The organism is Paraburkholderia sp. BL27I4N3, assembly GCF_003386115.1.
GTDB lineage: Bacteria > Pseudomonadota > Gammaproteobacteria > Burkholderiales > Burkholderiaceae > Paraburkholderia.
On the sequence record NZ_QREJ01000001.1, the window covers coordinates 6,123,824 to 6,135,812 of the forward strand.

An 11,989-nucleotide genomic window follows, 5' to 3' on the forward strand; every position below is an offset into this window, starting at 1 on the left:
GAACCTCAGGAGCCCCTCAATGAAACTGTTCAAGACGCTCGCGGCGCTGGCCGCATTGTGCGCATTCGGCGCGGCCGCGCCGGCGTGGTCGCAAACCAAGACGATCTACATCGGCATGAACGGCGGCCCGATGGAGAAGGCCTATACGAGCCAGGTACTGCCCGACTTCGAGAAGGCCAACAACGTGAAGGTGGTTGTGGTGCCGGGCACGTCGTCGGACATTCTCGCCAAGCTGCTCGCCAACAAGGCCAGCCCGCAGATCCACGTGGTGTTTCTCGACGACGGCGTGATGGCGCGCGCGGTCAGCATGGGCGTGTGCAAGAAGCTCGACGACGCGCCCGTGCTCAAGGAACTCTATCCGTTCGCGCGCATGAAGGACGACATGGGCGCGGGCGTGCAACTCGGCATGACCGGCATTGCCTACAACAAGAAGCTGTTCGCTGAAAAAGGCTGGGCGCCGCCGACCTCGTGGATGGATTTCGCCGATCCGAAATACAAGGGCAAGGTGGTGTTCCAGTCGGCGTCGAGCAGCACGTTCGGGCTGCACGGCTTTCTCGCCATCAACCGCCTGATGGGCGGCAGCGAGCAGAACGTGGAGCCGGGCTTCACGAAATGGGCAACCACGGTGGGACCGAACGTGGTCGAGTACGTGCCGAACTCCGCGAAGATTTCCGAAATGGTCCAGACCGGCGAGGCGGGCCTGTTCCCGTTGACGCCGACCGCCGTGGGCGACCTGGCGGACAAGGGCATTCCGGTCGGCTATGTGAATCCGAAGGAAGGTCCGGTGCTGTTGCTGGTCGACTTGTGCGTGGTCAACAACAACCCCGATCCGCAACTGGCACAGAAGCTCGCGCAATTCCTGTTGTCCGCGCCGGCGCAGACCAAGGCCGCCGAAGCCGGGCGTCAGATTCCCACCAACCGTCTCGCGAAGATGACGCCGCCGATGCAGCAAAGCCTCGGCAACGTCGACGACCTGGTGCACAAGGTGACGGTGGTCGATTGGGACACGATCAACGCGCACCGCGCGCAGTGGGATACGCGCTGGAACCGGCAGATCGAGCGCTAAGCGCTGACCGGTTGCGCATCAACAAAAACGCGCGCCTTGCAACTGTGCAAGGCGCGCGTTTTTTATGCTTGAGCGTGGGTGTCGTTCTAGAAAATCACCGACATCGCCACCGCAAGCCAGATTCCCACCACGCCGGCAAGAAACAGATGCCGCGCAATGCGAATGCGGCTATCGCTGCCCTCGGGTTCGACAGGACTCGTGGCGACCCACGGCACGAGTCCGAGGCAGCCGAATCCGATCAGCGCGGACACGAACACGAAGACATCGGCGACTCGCCAATGGGTCGGTTCATACAAACCCCAGTAGCCGAGAAAGACGATGCCGATCGAGAAGATCGTGGCCGAAGCGGCACTGAGTGCGGGCACTGATCCGATGGGGCTCGGCATGCTTCACCTCTGATCGTTAGGCTGTTGGCTATGCCCGTGAAGTCCCGATTCGTGCCCGTGGCATCCCTCAGGACGTGCGGGCCTGCCTCGCTTCATATGTCTTCAGATGACTATAGGCGATGCGCAACAACGACAAGCCGTGCTCGCCCTTTTGCGCGTCGCCACCGCGCGAAATCAGATCGCCGAGAATGTGATCCGCCTCGGTATGCGAATGGTTTTCCACATCCCGCAACATGGACGCGGTGAGCGGCGAAGGCGTGAAGAGCGTTTGCGTGGCGCGTGCGTCGAAGTCCGGGCCCATGGTGAAGCCGTTGTGCTCGGCCACCGCGCGGCACTCGCCGAGCAGATTCTCGATCACGCGCTTGCCGTCCGGCGCAGCCAGAATATCGCCGACCGAACCGCGCATCAAGCACGTGCTGGCCGCCAGCGTGGCCAGGAACACCCACTTCTCCCACATGCGCAGCAAAATGTTGTCGCTGACCAGCGTGTCGAAATTCGCGCCGGCCATGGCCTCGGCGATCGCCTGAACACGCTCCGACGTGCCGCCGGCCTGTTCGCCGAACGTGATCGCATGCATGTCGTTCAGATGCACGATGTGCTGCTCGGCATTAAGCGTGGCGGCGATCACGCATTGGCCGCCCAGCACGCGCGCCGCGCCGAACTTTTCGTTGAGCACGTCGATATGGCGCATGCCGTTGAGCATCGGCAGAATCAGCGTCGACTCGCCGACGAGCGGCGCGAAGGAGTCGATGGCGTCGTCGAGACTGTAGGCTTTGCAGCTCAGCAGCACCAGATCGAACGGCTCGGCGCCGACGCCGGCGAGAATGGTTTGCGGATCGGGCAGACTGAGATCGCCGCGCACGCTGCTGATGACGAGCCCGTCACGCTTGAGTTTTTCCGCCCGGCCCGGACGCACGAGGAAGGTCACGTCCTGGCCCGCCGCCGCGAGACGGCCGCCGAAATAGCCGCCTACTGCGCCCGCCCCTACTACAAGAATTCGCATCTTTGGCCTCTTGATAGATTTCGATCACGCGCTTGCCTCCACGAGCGAGAGTTTCGGGGGGCGCGAATGCGGCGCGTGTGCAGAATGTAGCAAAGATTGAAGATCGGCACCGGCCAGGATTGACGCGAGCCGCCGTGTTGCATTGCACAGCGGCTTACCTCAGATCAATCGGGCAATGCCGCCGGCGCGTCAGGCAAGCGCCTCTTTCACGTTCACAGCGTGCCGCAAATGGTGCGCTCGTAAAGCGCCAGCATACCCGGCACGTCCACCCCGATACACGCCTTGCAGTCGGGCCGGCTATCCCAGGCCGGCGCGGGCACGGGCATAGTCGCCGGCTTCTGGATGGTCTGACCCACCGCGATGCCCTCCGTCAGCACACGCACGGGACCGCTGCGCGTCGTATAGAGATGCGGCGCCAGCATATAGGCCACCGCCGACGAATCGTGCACGTAGATGCCCGCCAGCTGCGCGCTTTGCTCGTGAAACGCCTCGTAGTGCCGCGACACTTCCCATACGAACTGACCGGCCGCGCCGCCGCGTTCGCGTAGCGACGCCAGATACTCGTGGCTCATGATGGTGGGCTGCGTGACGTCCAGCCCGACGATCGCGACCGGCCACGCCGCGCCGAGCACGATGTCGGCGGCATCCGGGTCGGCCAGGATATTGGCTTCCGCCGCGGGCGTGACGTTGCCGAGCACGCCGTCCGTGCCGAACGCGCCGCCCATGATCACCACCTGTTTGACGAGGGAGGCGATCTGCGGATCGTCGGCCAGCGCGAGCGCAAGGTTCGTGAGCGGGCCCACCGCGAGCAGCGTGACATCGCCGGGATGCGCGCGCACCATGTCGATGATGAAGCGGTGCGCGGGACGTGCGTCGAGCGGAGCCTCGTCCGTTGTATCCAGCGCGATATTGCCGAGCCCATTGTCGCCGTGAATCCATGCGAGCGGCTCGGGCGCGCCGCGCTTGAGCGGCGCTGCCGCGCCCTGCGCGACCGGCACGCCGGCGGCGAACCGTCCGGCGAGAAAGCGCGCGTTGCGGGTGGTCGTTTCGATCGTCGCGTTGCCGAATACGCTCGTCAGGCCGAGCAGTTCGATATCCGGATGCAGCGCCTGAAACACGAGCGCCATGGCATCGTCCACGCCTGGGTCGGTGTCGTAGATGACCTTGTGCTTGCTCATAGATAGAACGCGTCCGGCAATTGTTCGCGCGCGGTGGTGTCGCGCGTGACGCCATGCAGGTTGCCGAGGCGAATCGGCAGTTCAGGGCCGCCCAGTTCGATGATGACCTGGCGGCACGCGCCGCACGGCGCGATCGGGCCGTCCGTGTCGCCGATTACGGCGAGCGCGGCGAACTGGTCACGCCGATAACCGGCAGCGATAGCGCTGAAAAACGCGGTACGTTCCGCGCAATTGCACAAACCATATGACGCGTTCTCGACGTTGCAGCCGTCGAACACCTGGCCGTCTTTAGTCAGCAGCGCCGCGCCGACCTTGAACTTCGAATAAGGCGCATAGGCCTTTTCTCGCGCGAGGCCCGCGCGTTCCAACAGTTCTTCCATATTCATCCAGCAATCCTCGATTCAATTCAGCGTAATGAACATGCCCGCGATGGTGGCGCTCATCAGGTTCGAGAGCGTCGCGGCAAGCACGACACGCAGGCCGTAGCGCGCGACTTCGGCACGGCGTCCCGGCGCGACGGCACTAAAGCCGCCCGTCAGCACCGCGATCGACGAAAAGTTCGCGAAGCCGCACAACGCAAACGACAGGATAGCAATGGTACGCGGATCGAGCGCCGTCAGACCGGCCGCGGTCACGCTCGCAGCGTCCTTCAGATACGGCGATAGCGACGCATACGCGACAAACTCGTTGAGAATGACTTTCTGGCCGAGGAAATTGCCGGCAATCGTGGCCTCGTTCCACGGCACGCCGATCAGATAGGCGAGCGGCGCGAAGACCACGCCGAGCACCGATTGCATCGACAGTTGCGGATGGCCGAACCAGCCGCCCACGCCGCCCACGATTCCGTTGACCAACGCGATCAGACCGACAAACGCGATCAGCATCGCGCCGACCATCACCGCGATTTTCAGGCCGACGGTCGCGCCGGAACTCGCGGCTTCGATGATATTGGCGGGACGCTTCTCGTCGAAGTTGAGGTTGTCGAGACGAACGCGGCTCGGCTCGGTGGACGGATGAATGATCTTGGCGAACAGCAAGCCGCCCGGCACCGCCATGAACGACGCCGCCAGCAGATACTCGATGCGCACGCCGAGGCCCGCGTAGCCCGCCAGCACCGAACCGGCAACGGCCGCCATGCCGCTCGACATCACCGCGAACAGTTCGGCGCCGGTCATGTCGGGCGTGAACGGTTTGACCACGGCGGGCATTTCGCTCTGGCCGAGGAAAATGGTGGTGACCGCGGAAAACGATTCGATCTTCGACACGCCGAGCAGCTTCTGAAATACCGTGCCGAGCACGATCACGATCCAGCGCATCACGCCGAGGTAATACAGCACGGAGATCAACGCAGTGACGAAGATGATGGCCGGCAGCACACGCACGGCGAACACGAAACCGCCGTCGCCGAAGACCTGAAACATTTTGGCCTGCACAAGGCCGCCGAACAGGAACTCGATGCCCGCGTTACCGTAGCCGAGCACATGATTGACGGCGGATGCCGCGCCCGAAAGGATCGACTTGCCGAGCGGCACGAACAGAATGAACGCGCCGATTCCCACCTGCGCCAGCAGCGCGCTAATTACAGTCCGTAAGCGGATGGCGCCACGGTTGGTGGAAAAGATGAACGCGATGAGTAGCAGTACTGCGATGCCCAGGATATTTCTAACGATCAGTGCCATGTCTCGTGGTGTTCTTGTGAAAGTGGCAGTGATGCTAAACGAAACCGGTGCCGGAATAAAAACTTTAAATATGGGCCGGCACTCTAGTGCCGCAGGATGCGCCACGGTTGATGCGCCGCGCATCTCAGGAATCGCAGCGAGGTGCATCGACATGTCTATCGCGCGTCGACGCACCCTGCTGCTATCGGTTCAAACTCACAGCATTTCCAATGCCAACGCGATACCTTGACCGCCGCCAATACACAGCGTCACGATGCCGCGTTTGATGCCATCGCGCTGCATCGAATGAAGCAGGCGCGTGGTCAGCACGGCGCCCGTCGCGCCGATCGGATGACCATGCGCAATCGCGCCGCCTTGCACGTTGATCAACTCGTCCGCAATGCCGAGTTTGCGCGCGACCGCGATCGGCACGGCGGCAAATGCTTCGTTGATTTCGAAACGCTCGACATCGTGCAGTTGCCAACCAGCTCGTGCCAACGCCATCTGCACCGCCGGAACGGGACCGAGGCCGAACATGCCGGGTTCGACAGCGGCGACGCCATAAGACACGAGACGCGCGAGCGGCGCGATGCCGCGTGCTTCCGCGAAACCGCGCTCGACCACCAGCATCGCGGCTGCGCCGCTGTTCAATCCGGGCGCGTTGCCCGCGGTGATCGTGCCGTCGGGACGAAATGCCGGCCGCAGTTTCGCGAGCGTGTCCACCGTGGTGTCGGGACGCGGTTGTTCATCGCGCGTGAAATGTTGCGGGCCTTTGCGCCCGGCTATTTCCACGGCAACCAGTTCAGCGTCGAAATCGCCGCGCGCTCGGGCTTCGCTGAATCGCTGCTGCGAGCGCGCGGCCCAACGGTCCTGCGTTTCTCGCGTGATATCGAACTGCGCGACGAGGTCTTCCGTGTGCCAGCCGGAATGCTCGCCGGAAAACGCGTCGTTCAGGCCGTCGCGCAACAGGCTGTCGTGGATTTGCGCGTTGCCCATGCGGTAGCCCCAGCGGCCGCCGTCGAGCAGATACGGCGCGCGGTCCATGTTTTCCATGCCGCCCGCGACGGCCGCATCGCCGAGACCCAGCAGGATTTCCTGGGCCGCCGACGCGATCGCCTGCGCGCCCGAGCCGCATACGCGATTGACCGTCAATGCCGGCACGGCCACCGGCACGCCGCCGCCGATCGACGCCTGGCGCGCTGGATTCATCTTGTTGCCGGCCTGAATCACATTGCCCATCACGACCGATGCCAACTCGGCCGCGTCGAGCCCGCTGCGGCGCAGCGTCTCGCGCACGGCGAGCGCGCCTAGCTCCGTAGCGGGCACGTCCTTCAGCGCCCCGCCGAATGCGCCGATCGGCGTTCTCACCGGATTGCAGATCACTACTTCTCGCTGATTCGCCATCATTTCTCTCCAGTTGGTTCAACACCTCATTGGCCACGCCCGTGCATCAGTCGATCGCTTGTTCAAGTATTCAGTTGTTCGACGACACCGCCGTGACCGCGTCAGGCGCATCCCAGCCGCCACCGAGCGACCGGTACAACGCGACAGCTGAGAGCGCGTGCTCGCGCCTGGCTTGGTTCAAGGACTCGGCGTCGCGCAGATACGCCTCCTGCGCGGTGAGCACATCAAGAAAATCGGCCGCGCCGCCCTTGTACAGTTCGCTCGACAAACGCAGCGCCTGATTCGACGCATCGAGCGCGCCGCCGAGACGTTGCACCTGCACCGCGCCGCTCACGAGATCGCTGCGGTTGTCCTCGATTTCCTTGAGCGCTTGCAGCATGGTCTGCTGCAGACCGAGTTGCGATTCGCGCATGCGGCTCTCGCTCGCGTCGATATTTGCGGTGATGCGGCCCGCGTTGAAGATCGGGCTCGTCGCGCTTAACGCGGCGCTGAAAAGGTTGTCGGTCAGCGTCGGCAAGCCGAGATAAGACGAGGCCAGCAGGCCGTCGGCGAGATTGAGGCGGAACTGCGGATAGCGCTGCGCCTTCGACACGCCCACTTCCGCCGCGCGTTGCTCGACCGTCGCGTAGGCGGTGCGCACGTCGGGACGCTGCAGGAGCGCTTCCGAGGGCAGCATCTGCGGCACGCTTTGCGCGGGCACCGGGATATCGCGTGCATTGGCGAGCAACAAGCTGTCGACGCTCTCCGGCGTGCGCCCCGAATACACCGCGATCAGACTCAATTGATGCTGCACCGCCGACTGCACGCGCGGAATCTGCGCCTGCAAATCCTGGAGCTGGTTCTGCGCGCGCGCAACGTCGAGTTGCGTCGACAGCCCATAGTGCAGACGCTGCTGCGTGAGCTTCAGCGCGCGTGCGCGGATCTGCTCGTTGTCGCTCAGAATCTGCAACTGCGATTGCGCCCAGCGCAGATCGATGTACGCTGCCGCCGTATTTGCCGCGAGCGCGAGGCGCACCTCGTTCAATGCGGACTGGCGTCCCGACACTTGCGCCTGCGCCGCCAGCACGGCAAGACGTTCGCCGCCGAACACGTCGGGCGTCCAGCTCGCCGTCAAGCCGACACCGGCCTGGCGCACATAGCCGAGCGGCGGCGGCGTGTTCTGACGCGAGTCGGACGCGGTCGCGCTCGCATTCAATTCCGGCAGCAGGGCGGCGCGATTCTGCGTCGCCAGATCCTGCGCCTGCCTGACGCGCTCCACTGCCGCCTGCACATCGAGGTTGCCGGTCAACACCGATTCGACCAGTTGATGCATGACCGGGTCGCCAAATTGCTCCCACCACGCGTTAGCGCTGACGCTGTCTTGCGGCGCGTCGACATTCCACGCGGCAGGCGCGACGGTCTTCACGGTTTGCGGCAAATCCGCGTGCGTTTCCGGTTGCACCGCGCACGCCGCGAGCGTCAGCAAGGCGGCGCTCGCCAGTACTTTGAAAAGGATCGGTTTCATGTTGGATTCCTCAATGAGCATCGGGCGGCGGTGCGGTGTTGCCGAACGGGCGCGAGAACAGCACGCTCAGCAGGCCGACGACGAAACACAGCGACAGGGCGTAAAACGTGTCGGAGAACGTCAGTACGAGCGCTTCACGCATCAGCAGTGCGTGCAGTTCACCGAGGCCGGCGTTGGCCGCGTTCAGCACGTTGCCGCCCACTGCCGCGAAATGCGCGCTTTGTTGCTGCAAGATCGATTCGACCACCGGACGGCCCACGTTCAGATGTTCATCGAGCCGCTCGTAGTGCAGGTTCAACCGGTCGTTGAGCATCGTGCTGCTCACGGCAATGCCGATCGCGCCGCCGAGGTTACGCATCAGGTTGAACAGGCCGCTGGCGGAACGAAGCCTCGACATCGGCAACGAACCCAGCGCCATCGTCACGATGGGTGGAATGCAGAACTGCTGGCCGATGCCGCGCAACGCTTGCGGAATCAGCAACTCCTGCCAGCCCCATTGATTAGTCAGCGGCACATACAGATAACAGCCGACGCCGAACAGCACCAGGCCGAACACCAGCAGGATCCGCATATCGATAAAGCGCGCAACTATCGAATACACCACCATCGCGACCAGTTGAAAACAGCCGACCGACAGCAACGCCACACCGATCTGCAACGAATCGAAACCGCGTACACGGGACAGGAACACCGGCGTCAGGAACACCGCGCAGAAAATCCCGATCCCGGTAATGAACGACAGCAGACTGCCAATGCCGAAGTTGCGGATCGCCAACGCGCGCAAATCGACGATCGGTTCTTTTGCGGTGAACGCATGCACGAGGAACAGAAACCCGCAGATCGCGGTGATCCACGCGCACGTCAGGATCACGTGATCGCCGAACCAGTTCTTGCGCGGCCCTTCTTCCAGCACGTATTCGAGGCAACCGAGAAAACCGGACATCAACAGGATGCCGAGGTAATCGCCCTTCTTCAGCAGCGACAGGTCGACGTTGTCGAAGTGCACGTACTTCGGCACCAACAGCGTGACGGCGAGGCCCGGCACGAGGTTCAGATAGAACAGCCAGTGCCACGACCATTGCGACGTGATCCAGCCGCCGATCACCGGACCAATGGTCGGCGCGAGCGTGGCGAGCGCGCTGATGGTGGTGGAGGCGATCAGGCGCTGCTTGCCGGGGAACAGCACGAACGCAGTGGTGAACACCGTCGGGATCATCGCGGCGCCGAGCGCGCCCTGCAGACCGCGGAACAGGATCATCGAGTTGATGTCCCATGCGAGACCGCACAGCATGCTGGTGACCGTGAAGCCGAGCGCGGAAAACGCGAACACCCAGCGCGTGGAGAACACTCGGGTGAGCCAGCCGGACATCGGGATCACCAGAATTTCAGCGATCAGGTACGAGGTCTGCACCCACGAGAGTTCGTCCTGGCTCGCGGACAAGCCGCCGCCGATGTCCTTGAGCGACGACGCCACGATCTGGATATCGAGCGTCGCCATGAAAAACCCGACGCACATCAACGTGAACGCCAGGACCTTGATTCGCGTCGGCAGGTCGGCGGGGTTGGCGGGGTTGGCGGGAGCTTGAGTCATGATCGGCTTATCCGCGCGCCGGCGTGTTGCCGCTATCGACATGCACTTTCACCGTGGCCGACAGGCCCGGACGCAGCACGCCTTGCATGGTCTTCGGCACATCCAGCCGCACACGCACCGGCACACGCTGCACGATCTTCGTGAAGTTGCCAGTGGCGTTCTCGGCGGGCAGCACGCTGAAGGTCGCGCCGGTGGCCGGCGCCAGACTTTCAACCACGCCGTGAATCGGCGTGCTCGAGGCGTCGAGATCGACATCGACGCTGTCGCCGACGCGCATCTTCTTCAACTGGTCTTCCTTGAAGTTGGCGTCGATCCACAAACCGCTTGATGGCACCACGGTCAGCAGCGACACGCCGGTGTTCGCCAGCAGGCCGACACGCGCCGTGCGATTGCCGACATAGCCGTCGATCGGCGAGCGAATCGTCGTGTATTCCACGTTCAGCGCCGCGACACGCTGGGCGGCCTGCGCCGTCGCGATGCGCGCCTCGGCGTCGCCGATCTGCGCGTCGAGCACGGCGATCTGCCGTTGCGCCGCGATCAGCGCGGCACCGCTGCGATCCACAGCCGCGCGCGCCTTGGTCAAATCAGCATTCGCACGTTCGACGACCTGATTCGATACCGCGTCGTCCTTCACCAGTTCGCGGTAGCGCGTCTGGTCCGCGGCGCTACGCGTCAGTTCGGCGCCGGACGCGCGGACTTCGGCGGCCTGCTCGTTGATGGTGGCGAGCTGCAAGGACTTCTTCGCCTGCAGTTCGGTCACCGAGGCCTGCGCGCTCTGCACTTCCGCCGTGGCCTGCGCGAGCCGCGCGTCGTAATCGCGCGCATCCAGCCGGATCAGCACCTCGTTCGCGTGGACGAACTGGTTGTCGTGCACGAGCACGTCCTTGACGAAGCCGTTCACCTTCGGCGCCATCACCGTGACATCGCCGCCCACGTAGGCATCGTCAGTCGTTTCGACGAAGCGGCCGACGAAGAACCAGTACGACGCCGCAAGCGCCAGCACGGCAAGAACCGTGATGATCGCGAGCAACATCCACGGAATGCGGCGTGCCGGTTTGGCGGTCTGCGCCGCGCTCGGCGGAGCGATAGTCGATGGAGTAGTGGACATGATGTCGATATGTGCGTATGCACTCGTTACGTTGAAAAAAAAGCGCGTGGACCGCGCCGGCCGTGCGTCGCCGTAGCCGCGACTTTCAGACTGGATCTCGTGTGATAGCGAACAGTTCGCCTCGCAATGCCGCCGCGCGCCGTTCGCCGAAACGATGCTCGAATTCGGCTTGCGCGGCATGCCAATGCTCGCGGCCCGCCTTGAGACGCTCTTCACCTGCCGCCGTGAGCGCAATCGTCAGCGCCCGCGCGTCGGCGCCGAGCGCCTCGCTCGACACCAAACCGTTGCGGCGCAGCGGCTGGATCGTGCGGACCAGGGAGGTGCGTTCCATGCGCATGGCTTCAGCCATTTGCTTCATCGTCATCGGGCCGGTGCGTTTGAGCCGTCCCAGCAGCGAAAACTGCGTGATGGTCAGCCCCACATTCGCCAGGTGCCGGTCGTATATCTGTGAGACATAACGCGCGGCCTGGCGGATGGCAAAGCAGTCGTCGTCGAAAAGCCCTTCCATTGTTGCGCTTCCTCGTTAGTGAGTGCGTATGCACACAAACACGCGGACCGACGCTCGCCGGAACGAGCGGGTGCGTCTCAACTAGCCGGTGATGCTGAAAAGTTCGGCGCGCAGCGTTTTGGCGCGCGCATGGCCAAACTTCTTTTCGAACTCGTCCTGCGCGGCGCGCCACGCAATGGCGGCCTGGTCGAACGTGGCTTCGCCCTTCTCCGTCAGACTGAACAGGAATGTGCGGCCGTCATGCTCCGCCGCTTCCGCGACCACCAGGCCGTCGCGCTGCAGGGGTTTCATTGCGCGGACCAGCGTGGTGCGTTCCATCACCATCGCGTCCGCCAGATCCACCATGGGCAGATTCGGCATGCGCGCGAGCCTGGCGAGAATCGTGAACTGCGCAGCCGTCAAGCCTACTTCGCCGAGGTGGCGCTCGTAGATTTGCGTGACGTGCCGGGCCGCCTGGCGCAGCGCGAAGCAGTTGCATTCGTCGTAAGAGATGGGACGGTTCATGAGGTGGAGTCTATATGTGCATACGCACAGCGTCAAGTTTGGCTGGTTTGAACACAGTGTTGCTGAATATGATCAATGG

At 63.6% G+C, this 11,989-nt stretch carries 12 protein-coding genes; 1 reads left to right on the top strand and 11 read right to left on the bottom strand.

Annotated features, from left to right (window positions below):
• Positions 1–19 precede the first annotated feature (19 nt).
• Positions 20–1,066 (top strand): ABC transporter substrate-binding protein, encoded by a 1,047-nt coding sequence (locus tag B0G71_RS27835; RefSeq protein WP_116145811.1) that lies wholly within the window; start codon positions 20–22, stop codon positions 1,064–1,066.
• A gap of 86 nt (positions 1,067–1,152) precedes the next feature.
• Here the strand turns inward: B0G71_RS27835 and B0G71_RS27840 are convergent, their stop codons facing one another.
• The 11 genes from B0G71_RS27840 to B0G71_RS27890 form a co-directional block, all read right to left on the bottom strand.
• Positions 1,153–1,452: a hypothetical protein gene (locus B0G71_RS27840; protein ID WP_116145813.1), complete on the bottom strand. Its 300-nt coding sequence runs from the start codon at positions 1,450–1,452 to the stop codon at positions 1,153–1,155.
• Positions 1,453–1,519: 67 nt separating this feature from the next.
• The gene (panE, locus tag B0G71_RS27845; protein WP_116123274.1) at positions 1,520–2,455 is read right to left on the bottom strand and encodes a 2-dehydropantoate 2-reductase; all 936 of its coding nucleotides are present in this window, start codon (positions 2,453–2,455) and stop codon (positions 1,520–1,522) included.
• A gap of 212 nt (positions 2,456–2,667) precedes the next feature.
• A complete protein-coding gene (locus tag B0G71_RS27850) occupies positions 2,668–3,633 on the bottom strand; it encodes a nucleoside hydrolase (RefSeq protein ID WP_116145814.1) in 966 nt (321 codons plus the stop codon).
• Entirely contained in the window at positions 3,630–4,019 is a 390-nt protein-coding gene (locus tag B0G71_RS27855; RefSeq protein WP_116145816.1) for a cytidine deaminase, read from the bottom strand. Before B0G71_RS27855 ends, B0G71_RS27850 begins: the two co-directional genes overlap by 4 nt.
• 15 nt (positions 4,020–4,034) lie before the next feature.
• Positions 4,035–5,312: a NupC/NupG family nucleoside CNT transporter gene (locus B0G71_RS27860; protein WP_116123271.1), complete on the bottom strand. Its 1,278-nt coding sequence runs from the start codon at positions 5,310–5,312 to the stop codon at positions 4,035–4,037.
• A 195-nt stretch (positions 5,313–5,507) separates the two neighbouring features.
• Positions 5,508–6,695: a thiolase family protein gene (locus tag B0G71_RS27865; protein ID WP_116145817.1), complete on the bottom strand. Its 1,188-nt coding sequence runs from the start codon at positions 6,693–6,695 to the stop codon at positions 5,508–5,510.
• Between the two features lie 70 nt (positions 6,696–6,765).
• Positions 6,766–8,199 carry an efflux transporter outer membrane subunit gene (locus B0G71_RS27870; RefSeq protein WP_116148929.1) on the bottom strand — a complete coding sequence of 478 codons (1,434 nt, stop codon included), beginning with the start codon at positions 8,197–8,199 and terminating at the stop codon, positions 6,766–6,768.
• A 10-nt stretch (positions 8,200–8,209) separates the two neighbouring features.
• Positions 8,210–9,790 (bottom strand): DHA2 family efflux MFS transporter permease subunit, encoded by a 1,581-nt coding sequence (locus tag B0G71_RS27875; RefSeq protein WP_116148927.1) that lies wholly within the window; start codon positions 9,788–9,790, stop codon positions 8,210–8,212.
• 7 nt (positions 9,791–9,797) lie between these two features.
• On the bottom strand, positions 9,798–10,898 hold the full coding sequence (locus B0G71_RS27880) for an HlyD family secretion protein (protein WP_181916835.1): 1,101 nt from the start codon (positions 10,896–10,898) through the stop codon (positions 9,798–9,800).
• Between the two features lie 85 nt (positions 10,899–10,983).
• Positions 10,984–11,406, bottom strand: a complete 423-nt coding sequence (locus B0G71_RS27885) for a MarR family winged helix-turn-helix transcriptional regulator (protein WP_116145820.1) — start codon at positions 11,404–11,406, stop codon at positions 10,984–10,986.
• A gap of 81 nt (positions 11,407–11,487) precedes the next feature.
• Positions 11,488–11,910, bottom strand: a complete 423-nt coding sequence (locus B0G71_RS27890; RefSeq protein ID WP_116145822.1) for a MarR family winged helix-turn-helix transcriptional regulator — start codon at positions 11,908–11,910, stop codon at positions 11,488–11,490.
• Between the last annotated feature and the right edge of the window lie 79 nt (positions 11,911–11,989).

Bases quoted from the DNA above. Each gene is read 5' to 3' on its own strand.
- B0G71_RS27880 (WP_181916835.1), bottom strand. From the start codon at position 10,898: ATGTCCACTACTCCATCGACTATCGCTCCGCCGAGCGCGGCGCAGACC.
- B0G71_RS27840 (WP_116145813.1), bottom strand. From the start codon at position 1,452: ATGCCGAGCCCCATCGGATCAGTGCCCGCACTCAGTGCCGCTTCGGCC.
- B0G71_RS27870 (WP_116148929.1), bottom strand. From the start codon at position 8,199: ATGAAACCGATCCTTTTCAAAGTACTGGCGAGCGCCGCCTTGCTGACG.
- B0G71_RS27850 (WP_116145814.1), bottom strand. From the start codon at position 3,633: ATGAGCAAGCACAAGGTCATCTACGACACCGACCCAGGCGTGGACGAT.
- B0G71_RS27890 (WP_116145822.1), bottom strand. From the start codon at position 11,910: ATGAACCGTCCCATCTCTTACGACGAATGCAACTGCTTCGCGCTGCGC.
- B0G71_RS27835 (WP_116145811.1), top strand. From the start codon at position 20: ATGAAACTGTTCAAGACGCTCGCGGCGCTGGCCGCATTGTGCGCATTC.
- B0G71_RS27855 (WP_116145816.1), bottom strand. From the start codon at position 4,019: ATGAATATGGAAGAACTGTTGGAACGCGCGGGCCTCGCGCGAGAAAAG.
- B0G71_RS27860 (WP_116123271.1), bottom strand. From the start codon at position 5,312: ATGGCACTGATCGTTAGAAATATCCTGGGCATCGCAGTACTGCTACTC.
- panE (WP_116123274.1), bottom strand. From the start codon at position 2,455: ATGCGAATTCTTGTAGTAGGGGCGGGCGCAGTAGGCGGCTATTTCGGC.
- B0G71_RS27875 (WP_116148927.1), bottom strand. From the start codon at position 9,790: ATGACTCAAGCTCCCGCCAACCCCGCCAACCCCGCCGACCTGCCGACG.
- B0G71_RS27885 (WP_116145820.1), bottom strand. From the start codon at position 11,406: ATGGAAGGGCTTTTCGACGACGACTGCTTTGCCATCCGCCAGGCCGCG.
- B0G71_RS27865 (WP_116145817.1), bottom strand. From the start codon at position 6,695: ATGGCGAATCAGCGAGAAGTAGTGATCTGCAATCCGGTGAGAACGCCG.